The following is a 14,133-nucleotide window of genomic DNA, read 5'->3' on the forward strand; positions in this document are numbered from 1 at the left end:
GGAAGACTCCGGCGCCTCCGCGCGCTGACACGAGAGAGAGAAGAGATCATGGCTGTTCCCAAGCGGAAGAAGTCGCGCGCCAACACCCACGCGCGCCGCTCGCAGTGGAAGGCGGAGGTTCCCACCCTCGTCAAGACCATCGAGAACGGCAAGGTCGTCTACAGCCTTCCGCACCGCGCCCGCGTGGTCGAGGACTCGGCGGGCACCCCGCTGTTCCTCGAGTACAAGGGCCGCAAGGTCGCCGACGTCTAACGTGTCCGGCGCCGCGTCCTCTCCGCAGAGACGCACGCCTGCGCGCGCCCGCGAGAGCGCTCCCGATCGCTCGGAGCTCACGCGGGCGCTCGGCGTATCCGTCGACCCCGAGCTGCTCGAGGTCGCGCTGACCCACCGCTCGTGGGCGTACGAGAACAACGCTCCTCGCACCAACGAGCGGCTGGAGTTCCTGGGCGACGCCATCCTCGGGCAGGCCGTGACGGTCATGCTGTACTCGCGCTACCCCGACCTCGACGAGGGCGATCTGGCCAAGCGCCGCGCCTCGCTCGTGTCGGCGGTCGCACTCTCGGAGGTCGCCCGCTCGATCGGTCTCGGCGATCATGTGAAGCTCGGCAAGGGCGAGGAGCTCACGGGCGGCCGCGACAAGTCGTCCATCCTCGCCGACACGCTCGAGGCGCTCATCGGCGCGACATTCCTCGACCTCGGCGACGACGCCGCGACCGACCTGGTGCTGCGCCTCGTCGCCCCGCTCGTCGCCGACCCGACGCGCTTCGGTGCGGCGATGGACCCGAAGACCTCTCTCCAGGAGCTCGCCGCGCACCTCGGCCACGGCCTGCCCGTCTACGAGCTCACCGACACCGGCCCCGACCACTCGAAGCGGTTCACCGCGACGGTGCTGCTCTCGGGCGAGCCGATCGCGTCGGGCGAGGGCACGAGCAAGAAGCAGGCCGAGATGGCCGCCGCGCTCACCGCCTGGACGACGCTGCAGGGCCGCCCCTCGGCCTGATGCCCGAGCTCCCCGAAGTCGAGGTCGTGCGCCACGGCCTCGCCCCCGCCATCACGGGCGCGACGATCACCTCGGTGCGCGTGCTCGACGAGCGCTCGCTGCGCCGGCACGACGGCCCCGCCGAGGACTTCATCGATCGCCTCACGGGCGCGCGCATCGACTCGGCCGTGCGCCGCGGCAAATTCCTGTGGATGCCCGTGGCGGTCGGCGACGCCGCCCCCGCCGGCGGGACGGGAGCGTTCGGCGACCCCATCGAAGCGGTCGTCGTCCACCTCGGCATGAGCGGCCAGGTCCTGCTGCGGAGCGTCGATGAGGAGGTCGCCCCGCTCACGCGCATCGTGCTCGGCGTCGCGCATCCCCATCACGGAGACCTGCGCGTGGACTTCGTCGACCAGCGCATCTTCGGCTCGATGGCGCTCGACGCGCTCGCCCGCACCCCCGACGGCGCGCCCGGCGGATACGGCAGCACCCTGCCGCTCGTGCCGGGGCAGGTGGCGCACATCGCGCGCGACCCGCTCGACCCGGCGTTCGACGATGCGCGGTTCCTCGCCGCGCTGCGCTCCCGTCGGACGGGCATCAAGCGCGCCCTGCTCGACCAGGGGCTCATCAGCGGCATCGGCAACATCTACGCGGACGAGTCGCTGTGGGCCGCGCGCCTTCACTACGACCAGCCGACCTGGTCGATCTCGACGAGGAAGGCGCGCGAGCTGCTGGGCGAGGTGCGTGCCGTGCTGCGCCGCGCGCTCGAGGAGGGCGGCACGAGCTTCGATGCGCAGTACGTCAACGTCAACGGCGCCTCGGGGTACTTCAGCCACTCGCTGCGCGCCTACGGGCAGCACGGCACGCCGTGCTCGCGCTGCGGGCGGATGCTCGTGCGCGAGCAGTTCATGAACCGCGGGTCGCACTACTGCCCCCGCTGCCAGCGCCTGCGCGCGGTGCGCGGCGCGGCCTGAGCCGGGGTGGCGGTTCGGCCCGAGCCGCGCATTCCCTCTTCGCGCTGCCACCCTCTCGACCTATCGATCAGTCGTTGACGGGCGCGCCGGCCTTGGCCGCAATGAGTGACCGATAGACGGTGGTGAGGACCACCGGCACCGCGCACGACCGGCGCTACCGAGGTCGGCGGGCGCGGCCTCGGTCAGTGCGCGACGAGCACGGTCGCGATCGCGTCGGCGGCGCGCTGCGGGGCGCGGGCGGCGCGCTGCGGGGCGCGGGCGGCGGGGATGCCCGTCCCGAGCCGCGCGGCTCCGGCGCGGTACCCGGGCTCGCCGAGCGCGCGCCCGGCGGCCGAGGCGATCCGCGCGGACGACGCGCGCTTCGGCAGGGCCGGGCCGGCCCCGGCATCCTGCACCGCTCGCGCGACCATCGGCTGGTCGATCATCGGGTGCAGGGGCAGCATCACGAGGGGCAGCCCGTGCGCGAGGGCCGCGGTCGTCGTGCCGTACCCGCCGTGCCCGATCACGAGAGCGCTGCGGCGCATGGCCTCGGCGTGGGGGAGGACGCGGTGCACCTCGGCTCCCGCGGGGAGGCGCAGGTATGCGGGGTCGATCGCCGGACCTGTCGTGACGATGACCGGGCGGTCGAGCGCGGCGGCGCCGTCGAGGGCGCATTGCAGGACGATGCGCCGGCCGGTCAGGTTGTTGGTGCTCAGACTCGGGAGGATCGCCTCGCCGGTGGCGGGCCGCGACTCCTTTGGCGCGACCTGGTAGCCGTTGTGAAGGTCCGGTCCGCCCCGGTGGCGGCTAGACCTGCCGCAGGTCCTTCCGCCACGCGCCCTCGTAGATGAACGGCCGGAACCCGAGCGCCTCGTTGACGTCGAGCATGTGCCGGTTCTCCTCGGCGTTGTAGGTCGTGATCGACCGGCGCTCGGGGTGGTGCTCCTGCAGCAGGCGAAGGTTCTCGGCCTTGAGCAGAAGCCCGAGCCGGTGACCGCGGTGCTCGCGCAGGACGAGCGTGTCCTCCTGCCAGGGCGCGCGGTCCTGCTCGGCGGGGACGGCGATCTCGGTGAACCCGACGAGGGCTCCCGACGGGACGTGCTCGACCGCGGTCGTGAGCGCGATCCGCACGCCCGCGTTCGACTCCTCGTCGGTCAGGAGGCGCTCGATCGTCCACTCGTCCTCGGGCTCCTCGAGGCCCGCGCTCGGTGCGTCGGTGCTCATGCGGGTCAGGAGGTGCACGATGCCCTCGCGCCACTGCGGCGGGGTGCGGTCGACCCACGAGTGGAGGAGGTACTGCGCCGCCGGCGCCGACGCGCGAGCGCGAGCCGTGGCGGCAGCCAGGAGCTCGCGGTCGACGGGCAGCGGCAGGCGCGAGCCGCGCACGACCTGCTCGAGCGTGTAGCCGAGGTCGCGCAGCAGCCGCACCTCGGGGCTGCCGGCGGGGACGGAGCCGAACCCGGTGGGGGCATCCACCCGCTCGATGTCGGCCGAGCCGCCCGCCGCACCGCCCGCCTGCCCGCCCCCCACGGGCTCGGGCGAGGGCGCGTACACGATGAACTTCGAGCGCCCCTCGGCCCGCGCCGCCTCCTCGAGCGCGAGGCTCAGCGCGCGCCCGATGCCGCGCCTGCGGAAGTCGGGGTGCACCTCGGCGATCATCCACGCCGTCTCGGTCTCGTCGACGCGCCGCTCGCACACCCCGCGCGCGACGATGCGCCCGTCGACGCGCGCGACGAGCAGGGTCTTCGGCTCGTGGGGGTCGAGCCAGCCGGGCAGGAGCAGCTCGGCGCTCGCCGCGACGTCGTCCGTGCCGGCATCGTGGACGCGCACCGCGTTGCGGACGTCGACGCTCGCGCGGAAGTCCTCCGCCCCGGGGGCGTCGAGGCTCGTGGGGATGCTCAACTGCTCGATCGTGAACGTCGTCATCGTGCGCCTCCTGAACCGTCGGCCAGCCCGCCAGGCTACAGCGCACCGAGCCGCTACGGTAGGGGACGATCGCCACCCCACCCCCGAGACGGAGCGCCGCGTGCACCTGAAGAGCCTGACTCTCAAGGGCTTCAAGTCGTTCGCGCAGCCGACCACGTTCCAGTTCGAGACGGGCGTCACGTGCGTCGTCGGGCCGAACGGCTCGGGCAAGTCGAACGTCGTCGACGCGCTCGCCTGGGTCATGGGCGAGCAGGGCGCGAAGACCCTCCGCGGCGGCACGATGAGCGACGTCATCTTCGCCGGCACCGCGACGCGCGGGCCGCTCGGTCGCGCCGAGGTGCAGCTGACGATCGACAACTCCGACGGGATGCTCCCGATCGAGTACACGGAGGTCACGATCTCCCGCACGCTGTTCCGCAACGGCGGCAGCGAGTACGCGATCAACGGGCAGTCGTGCCGGCTCCTCGACGTGCAGGAGCTCCTGAGCGACTCGGGTCTCGGCCGCGAGATGCACGTCATCGTCGGCCAGGGCCAGCTCGACGCCGTGCTGCACGCGAGCCCGGAGGAGCGCCGCGGCTTCATCGAGGAGGCCGCGGGCATTCTCAAGCACCGTCGCCGCAAGGAGAAGACGGTCCGCAAGCTCGAGGCGATGCAGTCGAACCTCACGCGCCTCAACGACCTCGCGGGCGAGATCCGCCGGCAGCTGACCCCGCTCGGCCGCCAGGCCGAGATCGCGCGCGAGGCGCAGACGATCGCCGCGATCGTGCGGGATGCCCGGGCGCGCCTCCTCGCGGACGAGGTCGTCGCCCTGCGCGCCTCGCTCGCCGATCACCAGCGCTCCGAGAGCGAGCGCACGAGCGAGCGCATCGTCGTGCAGGAGCAGCTCGATCAGGCGCGCATCCGCGTCTCGCGCATCGAGAGCCAGATGGTCGGCGACGCCGTCGACGGCGCGCGCCGCACCTCGTTCGCGCTCGAGCAGGTCCAGGAGCGCGTGCGCTCGCTCAGCTCGCTCGCGCAGCAGAAGCTCACGCTCCTCAGCCAGCAGTCCGAGCTCCCCGGAATGCAGTCGACCGTCACGCAGGCGATGGTCGACGAGGCGCTCGCCGAGGCGGAGGCCCTGCAGTCGGGCGTCGCCGACGCCGAGCGCGCGGTCGGCGAGGCTGCGGCCCGCACCGCTACCGCTCGCGCCGCCCTCGACTCGCTCGACGAGGAGATCGCGGCGCAATCGGCGCTCGTCTCGCAGCACGACCTCGAGCTCGCCGGGCTCGCGAGCCGCGTCGACGTCGCGCGCTCGACCCTCGCGGCGGCGCGCGGCGAGCTGCTGCGCCAGGAGAACTCGCTCGAGGCCGCGCGCTCTCGGCAGGAGTCGTCGCGCGCCGAGCTCGCGGCCCTCCCCGCGCTCGAGGACGACGCCGACGCCGACGCCGAGCTCGACGCCGCCCTCACCTCCGCCGACGCGCGCGTCGCGTCGCTGTCGTCGACGATCGACTCCGAACGGGATGCCCTGCACGCGCTCGAGCGCGAGCGCGACGCCCTCGCCGCTCGCGTGAGCGCCCTCTCGCAGGCGATCGACTCCGGCGAAGGCGCGAGCGGCCTCATCGGCTCGGCCGGCGTGCGCGGACTCGTCGCCGACCACCTGCAGGTCAAGCCGGGCTTCGAGGCCGCGATCGCCGCCGCTCTCGGCACGCTCGCCGAGGCCGTCCTCGTCGACGACCTCGACGCCGGTCTCGCGGCGCTCGAGCGCGCGCGCGACGCCGAGGCGGGGCGCGTCGAGGTCGTGCTCGCCGAGCTGCGCACCGCATCCGCGCCCACGACGGGCCTGCGCTCGACGGGCGGCCTGACTCCCGCGATCGACGTCGTCACCGCCCCGCCCGGCGTCGCCGACCTGCTCTCGCGCACCCTCATCGCCGACGACCTCGCCGCCGCGCGCGCCGCGTGGCCCGCGATCGAGCGCCTCGGCGCCGTGACCGACGCCGTCAACGTGGTCACGCGCGAGGGCGATGTGCTCACGCGCTCCGTCCTCCGCGGCGGGTCCGGCGCGGGCCGCAGCCGCCTCGAGCTCGCCGCCGAGCGCGACGCCGCGGCCGAGCGCCTCGCCGACGTCTCGACCGGCATCGAGCGCGCCCGCTTCACCCTCGACGAGTCGCGCACCGCCCTCGCCGACGCCCGCCGCGTCGCGACCGAGGCGCTCGCCGCCGTCCGCGACCAGGATGCCCAGCGCGCCGCCCGCAGCGAGCAGGTCTCCCGCGCCCGCGCCCAGGCCGAGGCTGCCGAGGCCGAGGCTGCGCGCCTCGCCGCCTCGCTCGAGAAGGCGCAGGAGGTCGTCCGCGAGGCCGAGTCCGGAGTCTCCCGCGCCGAGAGCGCCCACGCCGACTTCGCCGCCCGCCCGCGCCCCATGCTCGACGCGAGCGCCCGCGACGGGCTCGTCGGCGAGCTCGAGTCCGCGCGCGCGACCGAGATGGAGCGCCGCATCGAGCTCGAGACCGCGCGCGAGCGCGTCCGCGCCGAGCGCGACAAAGCCGTGCAGCTCGAGCGCCGCCGCGAGGCCGAGCGCGCCGCCGCCGAGGAGGCCGCGCGCCGCGCCGTCCTCCGCCAGAAGCAGGTCGAGCGCGCCGCGCGCGTCGCCGAGTCAGTGCCCGCGGTGCTCGCCGCCGTCGACCGCGCCGTCGCCGAGGCCCGCGTGGAGCTGCACCGCGCCGAGTCCGAGCGCCAGCAGCAGAACGAGGAGCTCGGCGAGCTGCGCCGCACCGAGTCGGCGCTGCGCGAGCGCCTGCACGCGATCACCGAGAACGTGCACGGGCTCGAGCTGCAGATCTACGAGAAGAAGCTGCACCTCTCGCAGCTGCTCGAGCGCGCGGGCGATGAGCTCGGTCTCGTCGAGGACGTCCTCGTCGCCGAGTACGGGCCCGCCGTGCCGGTTCCCGACGACGACGCCCTGACCGCCGCGGCGCGCGCGGTCGCCGACGCCGTCGCCGCCGAGGCGGCCTCGCGCGTCAACCCCGACCCGGATGCCCCGCTCTTCGACCCCACGACCGACGAGGAGTCGGCCCGCGTCGCCGAGCTCGTCGCCGAGGGTCGCGCGCACCCGCTCGCCGCGCCCGCTGCCGATGCCGACGAGCCGGGGGCCCCCGCGGGCCGCCCGTTCGATCGGGCCGAGCAGCAGGCGCGCCTCGCGCGGGCCGAGCGCAAGCTCAGCCAGCTCGGCCGCGTGAACCCGCTCGCCCTCGAGGAATTCGCCGCGCTCGAGCAGCGCCACAAGTTCCTCAGCGAGCAGCTCACCGACCTCGCCAACACACGACGCGATCTGCTCGCGATCATCGACGAGCTCGACGAGACGATGCAGCACATCTTCGCCGCGGCCTTCGCCGACACGAAGGACGCCTTCGACCGGGTCTTCCCGATCCTCTTCCCGGGCGGCACGGGCCAGCTGCTGCTGACCGACCCCGAGAGCATGCTCACCACCGGCATCGAGGTCACGGTGAAGCCGGCGGGCAAGAAGATCGAGCGGCTGAGCCTGCTGAGCGGCGGCGAGCGGTCGCTCGCGGCCGTCGCGCTGCTCATCGCGATCTTCAAGGCGCGCCCGAGCCCGTTCTACATCATGGACGAGGTCGAGGCGGCGCTCGACGACGCCAACCTCGGCCGCCTGCTGACGATCTTCCGCGACCTGCGCGAGACCAGCCAGCTCATCATCATCACGCACCAGAAGCGCACGATGGAGATCGCCGACGCCCTCTACGGCGTCAGCATGCGGCAGGACGGCGTGAGCGCCGTCGTCGGCCAGCGCGTGCAGGCCCCCGACCTCGAGGCTACAGCGAGCTGAGGCGGCTCATCACCCGGCGGTGAGCCACTGCGCGAGCATGACGATGATGCCGCTCGGCCCGCGCACGTAGGTGAGCGTGACGGCCCCCTGGTAGTCGGCGACCCCGCGGAGCGGGTAGCAGCCGTGCCGGGCCGCGATCTCGAGCGCGGCGTCGAGATCGTCGACCGAGAACGCGACGCGGTGCATCCCGATCTCGTTGGGCAGCGTCGGCTCGGTCTCGATCGCCTCGGGGTGGATGTACTCGAAGAGCTCGAGCTGCCCCGAGCCGTCCGGAGTCTGCAGCAGGGCGATGCGGGCGTGGTTGCCGTCGAGCCCGACGGCCGTGTCGGCCCACTCGCCGCTGATCTCGTCGCGCCCGGAGACGGTCAGCCCCAGGTCGGTGAAGAAGGCGATCGCGGCGTCGATGTCACGGACGGCGATGCCGACGTTCTCGAATGTGATGGACATGGTCGGATGCTAGACCTCGCGCCGGTCCTCAGCGAACGACGGTCGGCAGCACGGGCTCGCCGCGGCCCAGCCGGAAGGCCTCGAGCGGCAGCTCGGCGATCGCGGCCGCGTGGTGCATCCGCGCCCGGCGCACGCCCTCGGCGCCGATCCAGCGCTCGTCGGCCTCACCGCCGAGCAGCAGGGGGACGGTGAGCGGGCGCACGGTGCCGCCGTGGCTCCCCTCCGTCACTGCGGAGGCGTCCTCATCGGGCACGCCGTCGCGGTCGTCGTCGACGAGGATGTGCTCGGCGATCGCGCGCCCGTCGTGCAGGAGCCGCTCGCCCCGCTTGGCCCCGCCGAGCGACACCTTGTCCGGGCTCCTCTTCGCCACGGGCATCCACGTCTCGGAGGCGTCGGCGCGATGCGCGACGAGCTTGTAGACGAAGCCGGCCGCGGGGGAGCCGGAGCCGGTGACGACGGAGGTGCCGACCCCGAAGCTGTCGACGGGCGCCCCGCGGAGGGCCGCGATCGTGTGCTCGTCGAGGTCGTTGGTGACGGTGATGCGCGTGCCGGTCGCGCCGAGGGAGTCGAGCTGCGCGCGCACCTCGCGCACGAGGGCGGGCAGGTCGCCGGAGTCGAGGCGCACCGCGCCGAGCTGCGGGCCGGCGACGCGGACGGCCGTCTCGACGCCCGCCCGCACGTCGTACGTGTCGACGAGCAGGGTCGTCCCGGCGCCGAGGGCCTCGACCTGGGCGCGGAAGGCGGCTTCCTCGGTGTCGTGAAGCAGCGTGAACGAGTGCGCGGCCGTGCCCATCGTCGGGATTCCCCAGCGTCGCCCGGCCTCGAGGTTCGAGGTCGCGCTGAAGCCGGCGATGTAGGCGGCGCGGGCGGCGGCGACGGCGGCCTCCTCGCCCGTGCGGCGGGATCCCATCTCGGCGAGGGGGCGCCCGTCGGCGGCGGCGACCATGCGGGCGGCGGCCGTCGCGACCGCGGTGTCGTGGTTCAGGATGCTCAGCACGACCGTCTCGAGCACGACCGCCTCGGCGAAGGTCCCGGTGACCGTCAGCAGCGGCGAGTTCGGGAAGTACAGCTCGCCCTCCCGGTAGCCGTGCACGCTGCCCGTGAAGCGGTAGTCGGCGAGGTACCGCAGCGTCGTCTCGTCGACGACGCGTTTGTCGCTCAGCCAGTCGAGCTCGGCCGTGCCGAAGCGGAAGTCGGCGATCGCCTCGAGCACGCGCCCCGTGCCGACGACGACGCCGAAGCGCCGGCCGCCGGGAAGCCGCCGCCCGAAGACCTCGAACACGCACGGCCGATGCGCGCGGCCCGAGCGCAGCGCGGCCTCGATCATCGTCAGCTCGTAGCGGTCGGTGAGCAGCGCTGTCGTCACCCGCTCAGCCTAGGCCTCTAGGTTTCGACCGTGACTGCCCCTACCCGCTGGCTAACCGCCGAGCAGCTCGGCCCGCACTTCGACGACGGCGGGCGCATCATCCTCATCGAGAACCACGACGTCTTCCGTCGTCGGCCGACGCACCGGCTCAAGGCGCACCTCTACTTGAGCGCGCTGCGGCATCGCGCGCGCGAGCTTGGGCTTCGGGGCGAGCTCGTCGAGGCGCCGTCGTACGCCGCCGCGCTGCGCGAGCGCGGGCTCACGGGCGAGCGGCTCGAAGTGGTCGGGGCGACCTCGTGGGCGCAGGCCCGGCTCGTCGAGCGGCTCGGGGCGAGCATCCTGCCCGATCGCGGCTTCGTGACCGATCGCGCGACGTTCGCGGCGTGGGCGGAGGGGAGGAAGCCCACCCAGCTGCTCATGGACCGCTTCTACCGCGAGGTCAGAGAACGCACCGGCATCCTCATGGAGGGCGGCGAGCCCGTCGGCGGGCAGTTCAGCTTCGACCACGACAACCGCGAGCGCCCGCCGAAAGGCGCTGTGTCGCTCGGGCTGCCCGACCCGTGGCGGCCCGTCGAGGACGACATCGATGCGAGCGTGCGCGAGACGCTGGATCGGCTCGAGGCCGACGGCGTGCGGTTTCTGGGGGCGGATGCTCCGCGCGCGTTCGCGGCGACGCGCGACGAGGCCCTCGCCGCCCTCGATGACGTCATCGGCACGAGGCTGACCGACTTCGGCCCGTTCGAGGACGCCTCGCTGCAGGGCGACGACACCATGGCCCACAGCCGCTTGAGCGTGCCGCTCAACCTGGGGCTGCTGCACCCGCTCGAGATCGTCGACCGCGTCGTGGCGGAGCACGCCGCGGGGAATGCCCCGCTCAACAGCGTCGAGGGGCTGGTGCGGCAGCTCATCGGTTGGCGCGACTGGGTGTGGCACCTGTACTGGCACCTGGGGCCCGACTACGTCGAGCGCAGCAACTTCCTCGGTGCGACGACGCCGCTGCCGGCCGAGTGGTGGGAGCTCGACGGTGCGGGGGTGCAGGCCCGCTGCCTGAGCCACGTGCTCGACGGCGTCGGCCGCACGGGCTACGCGCACCACATCCAGCGGCTCATGGTGCTCGGCAACTTCGCGCTGCAGCGCGGGTACGACCCGGCCGAGCTGACGGCGTGGTTCCAGGGCGCGTTCGTCGACGGCACGCCGTGGGTCATGCCCGCGAACGTCGTCGGCATGAGCCAGTTCGCCGACGGCGGGATGGTCGCGACGAAGCCTTATGCGAGCGGCGGGGCGTACATCGACCGCATGAGCGACTTCTGCGGGTCGTGCCGGTTCTCGCCCTCGAAGCGGCTGGGGGAGGATGCGTGCCCGTTCACCGCCGGGTACTGGGCGTTCCTCGACCGGGTCGAGCCGCGCATCCGTGGCAATCATCGCATGGCGCAGCCGCTCGCGGGGCTGCGCCGCCTCGCCGACCGCGAGGAGGTCGTCGCGCAGGAGCGCACCCGCACGACGTACTGAGCCGCACGCCGTCATGGCGCGGAGGACGAGAGGAAGTGGGTGCGAGTTCTCGCAGTGTGCCATCCGCGGCACGTGCCGCGAGCGGCGTCTCCGTGCCGTCAGCGGCACATTCGCGAAGCGCGTCCACGACGCCCCGCCGGGACAACCGCGCCCCCCTCTAGACTCTCGGGGTGAGCAGCGCGCCGATCGGAGTCTTCGATTCCGGCGTCGGCGGCCTCACCGTCGCCCGCGCGATCATCGACCAGCTGCCGCACGAGCAGCTGCTCTACCTCGGCGACACGGCGAACGGCCCCTACGGCCCGCGCCCGATCGCCGAGGTGCGCGAGCACGCGCTCGCGGTGCTCGACGAGCTCGTCGATCAGGGCGTGAAGGCGCTCGTGATCGCGTGCAACACGGCGAGCGCGGCGATGTTCCGCGACGCGCGCGAGCGGTTCGAGCAGGGTCACGGCATCCCCGTCATCGAGGTCATCCAGCCGGCCGTGCGCCAGGCGGTGCGCCGCACGCGCACGAAGCGCATCGGCGTCATCGGCACCGAGGGCACGATCCGCTCGGGCGCCTACACCGACGCCTTCGTCGCCGACCCCGAGCTCGTCATCACGACCGCGGCCGCCCCGCGCTTCGTCGAGTTCGTCGAGGCCGGCATCACGACGGGCCCCGAGCTCATGGCCGTCGCCGCCGAGTACCTCGCCCCGCTGCGCGAGGCCGAGATCGACACGCTCGTGCTCGGCTGCACGCACTACCCGCTGCTCGCCGGGGCGATCCAGTACGTCGTCGGCCCCGAGGTCTCGCTCGTCTCGAGCGCCGAGGAGACCGCCTACGACGTCTACCGCCGCCTCGTCGAGCACGACCTGCTGTCGCAGGCGACGGATGCCCCGCGCCACGTCTTCGAGGCGACCGGCCCCGACACGCAGCGGTTCCGGCAGCTCGCCGCCCGCTTCCTCGGCCCGGAGGTCTCGCGCGTCGAGACCTTCGCGACCGGCACGATCCCCCTCCCGAAAGGCACCCCATGACCACGATCGCCGAATCCACGGGCCTCGGCTCGAGCAAGCGCGCCGACGGCCGCGCCGCCGACGAGCTGCGCCCCGTCACGATCGAGCGCGGCTGGAGCGCCCAGGCCGAGGGCAGCGCGCTCATCACGTTCGGCGGCACGAAGGTGCTGTGCACGGCGAGCTTCACCAACGGCGTGCCGCGCTGGCTCACCGGCAAGGGCAAGGGGTGGGTCACCGCCGAGTACGGCATGCTGCCGCGCTCGACGAACAGCCGCATGGACCGCGAGAGCGTCAAGGGCAAGGTGGGCGGCCGCACGCACGAGATCTCGCGCCTCATCGGCCGCAGCCTGCGCGCCGTCGTCGACACGAAGGCGCTCGGCGAGAACACGATCGTCATCGACTGCGACGTGCTGCAGGCCGACGGCGGCACCCGCACGGCCGCGATCACGGGCGCCTACGTCGCGCTCGCCGATGCGATCGAGTGGGGCCGCGCGCAGGGCTTCATCGGCAGGAAGGCCGTCGCCCTCAAGGACTCGGTCGCGGCGATCAGCGTCGGCATCATCGACGGCGTCCCGCTCCTCGACCTGCCCTACGTCGAGGACGTCCGCGCCGAGACCGACATGAACGTCGTCGTGACGGGCTCGGGGAAGTTCGTCGAGGTGCAGGGCACGGCCGAGGGCGCGCCCTTCGACCGCGCCGAGCTCGACGCGCTGCTCGACCTCGCGCTCGGCGGCTGCCGCACGCTCGCCGAGCACCAGCGAGAGGCGCTCGGGCTGTGAGCACGATGCGGGTCGTCGTCGCGACGCACAACGCGCACAAGGTGCAGGAGCTCCAGCGCATCCTCGGCGCCCAGGTGCCCGACCTCGAGCTTCTCGCCTACGACGGTCCCGCGCCCGAGGAGGACGGCGACTCGTTCGCCGCTAACGCTCTCATCAAGGCCAGGGCCGCGGCCGCGCACACGGGGCTCCCCGCGATCGCGGACGACTCCGGGATCTCGGTGGATGCCCTCGGCGGCGCCCCGGGCATCCACTCGGCCTACTACTCGGGGCAGCGCGATGACGCGGCCAACGTGCGCCACCTGCTGAGCGAGCTCGCCGCCCTCGGGGCCGACGCCGATCGCACGGCGCAGTTCACGTGCGCCGCGGCGCTCGTCGACCCGACCGAGACGGTCGACGGGGCTCCGTTCGAGGCCGTCGAGCTCGGCATCTGGCCCGGCCTCGTCGCCGCCGAGGCCGCCGGCGGGGGAGGGTTCGGCTACGACCCGATCTTCGTGCCCGACGGCCTGACGGTCACGAGCGCGGAGATCACGGCCGACGAGAAGAACGCGATCAGCCACCGCGCGCTCGCCTTCGCGGCGCTCGCCGCGGTGCTGCGCGAGCGCGCCGCTCGCTAGCCCGCCCGCGCCGACGCGCTCGCCTACGCTGGGAGGCATGGTCGAATCGGGGGTGCGCGCGGCGCTCAGCGGCGCCGCCTCCACGGCCGCCGACGACTACCTCAAGACGATCTACTCGCACACCGAGTGGCAGCCCGAGCCGATCACGCCGAGCCAGCTCGCCATGCGCCTCGGCCTCGCCCCGTCGAGCGTCACCGAGATGGTGAAGAAGCTCGCCGCCGCCGGTCTCGTCGACCACCGCCCGTACTCGGCGATCTCGCTCACGGCCGACGGCGAGCGGCGCGCCCTCGCGATGCTCCGCCGGCACCGGCTCATCGAGACCTGGCTCGTGCGCGTGCACGGCTACGGCTGGGACGAGGTCGATGAGGAGGCCGAGGTGCTCGAGCACGCCATCAGCGACCGCCTGCTCGACGCGATCGACGCCCAGCTCGGGCACCCGGACCGCGACCCGCACGGCGATCTCATCCCGAGCGCCACGGGTGCGCTCACGCGGCCCGACGCCGTGCGCCTCGACGCCGCGCCGGTCGGATTCGCGGGCCGCGTCGTGCGCATCAGCGACCGCGACCCCGACACCCTGCGCGTCCTCGACCGGCTCGGCATCGCGCTCGACGCTCCGCTGCGGGTCGCCGACGAGCAGACCGCCGCGGCCGGGGTCGCGATCGTGCGCGGGCCGGGCGGCCCCGTCGTGATCTCGCCGAGCGTCGCGGCGTCCGTGTGGCTCGAGCGGAGCATCCGGGCCTAATATTTCGGC

General features: G+C 73.6%; 13 protein-coding genes. 9 read left to right on the top strand and 4 right to left on the bottom strand.

From position 1 onward, the window contains the following. Positions 1–48 precede the first annotated feature (48 nt). The 3 genes from rpmF to mutM are packed head-to-tail and all read left to right on the top strand — an operon-like array spanning position 49 to position 1,953. Positions 49–252, top strand: a complete 204-nt coding sequence (rpmF, locus tag ASC54_RS06660; protein WP_055856078.1) for a 50S ribosomal protein L32 — start codon at positions 49–51, stop codon at positions 250–252. A 1-nt stretch (position 253) separates the two neighbouring features. Then, positions 254–1,000 carry a ribonuclease III gene (gene rnc / locus ASC54_RS06665; protein ID WP_055856076.1) on the top strand — a complete coding sequence of 249 codons (747 nt, stop codon included), beginning with the start codon at positions 254–256 and terminating at the stop codon, positions 998–1,000. Then, entirely contained in the window at positions 1,000–1,953 is a 954-nt protein-coding gene (gene mutM / locus ASC54_RS06670) for a bifunctional DNA-formamidopyrimidine glycosylase/DNA-(apurinic or apyrimidinic site) lyase (protein WP_055856073.1), read from the top strand. The genes rnc and mutM overlap by 1 nt, the downstream gene beginning before the upstream one ends. 182 nt (positions 1,954–2,135) lie before the next feature. Here mutM and ASC54_RS06675 read toward each other — a convergent pair whose 3' ends face one another. Beyond that, positions 2,136–2,660, bottom strand: a complete 525-nt coding sequence (locus ASC54_RS06675) for a glycosyltransferase (RefSeq protein WP_369813321.1) — start codon at positions 2,658–2,660, stop codon at positions 2,136–2,138. A 79-nt stretch (positions 2,661–2,739) separates the two neighbouring features. Then, positions 2,740–3,858 (bottom strand): GNAT family N-acetyltransferase, encoded by a 1,119-nt coding sequence (locus ASC54_RS06680; protein WP_055897530.1) that lies wholly within the window; start codon positions 3,856–3,858, stop codon positions 2,740–2,742. 100 nt (positions 3,859–3,958) lie between these two features. Here ASC54_RS06680 and ASC54_RS06685 point away from each other — a divergent pair, with 100 nt between their 5' ends. Further along, positions 3,959–7,678: a chromosome segregation SMC family protein gene (locus ASC54_RS06685; protein ID WP_055897533.1), complete on the top strand. Its 3,720-nt coding sequence runs from the start codon at positions 3,959–3,961 to the stop codon at positions 7,676–7,678. A gap of 9 nt (positions 7,679–7,687) precedes the next feature. On the opposite strand, the gene ASC54_RS06690 is transcribed toward ASC54_RS06685, so the two are convergent. Further along, a complete protein-coding gene (locus ASC54_RS06690) occupies positions 7,688–8,125 on the bottom strand; it encodes a VOC family protein (protein ID WP_055856061.1) in 438 nt (145 codons plus the stop codon). 28 nt (positions 8,126–8,153) lie between these two features. Beyond that, complete coding sequence (locus ASC54_RS06695) at positions 8,154–9,491, bottom strand: nicotinate phosphoribosyltransferase (RefSeq protein WP_255357372.1); 1,338 nt, start codon at positions 9,489–9,491, stop codon at positions 8,154–8,156. A 30-nt stretch (positions 9,492–9,521) separates the two neighbouring features. On the opposite strand from ASC54_RS06695, the gene ASC54_RS06700 reads away from it, so the two are divergent. From ASC54_RS06700 to ASC54_RS06720, 5 genes are all read left to right on the top strand, one after another. Then, positions 9,522–11,000, top strand: coding sequence for a cryptochrome/photolyase family protein (locus ASC54_RS06700; RefSeq protein WP_055897536.1), 1,479 nt, complete (start codon positions 9,522–9,524; stop codon positions 10,998–11,000). Positions 11,001–11,170: 170 nt separating this feature from the next. Then, positions 11,171–12,010, top strand: coding sequence for a glutamate racemase (murI, locus tag ASC54_RS06705; RefSeq protein WP_055856055.1), 840 nt, complete (start codon positions 11,171–11,173; stop codon positions 12,008–12,010). Further along, positions 12,007–12,768 carry a ribonuclease PH gene (gene rph, locus ASC54_RS06710; RefSeq protein ID WP_055897539.1) on the top strand — a complete coding sequence of 254 codons (762 nt, stop codon included), beginning with the start codon at positions 12,007–12,009 and terminating at the stop codon, positions 12,766–12,768. The genes murI and rph overlap by 4 nt, the downstream gene beginning before the upstream one ends. A 5-nt stretch (positions 12,769–12,773) precedes the next feature. Beyond that, positions 12,774–13,382: an RdgB/HAM1 family non-canonical purine NTP pyrophosphatase gene (gene rdgB, locus ASC54_RS06715; RefSeq protein ID WP_055898091.1), complete on the top strand. Its 609-nt coding sequence runs from the start codon at positions 12,774–12,776 to the stop codon at positions 13,380–13,382. Positions 13,383–13,419: 37 nt separating this feature from the next. Next, positions 13,420–14,124: a metal-dependent transcriptional regulator gene (locus ASC54_RS06720; protein ID WP_055856049.1), complete on the top strand. Its 705-nt coding sequence runs from the start codon at positions 13,420–13,422 to the stop codon at positions 14,122–14,124. The last annotated feature ends 9 nt before the right edge of the window (positions 14,125–14,133 follow it).

It is taken from the genome of Yonghaparkia sp. Root332 (assembly GCF_001425665.1).
Taxonomy (GTDB): Bacteria; Actinomycetota; Actinomycetes; order Actinomycetales; family Microbacteriaceae; genus Microcella.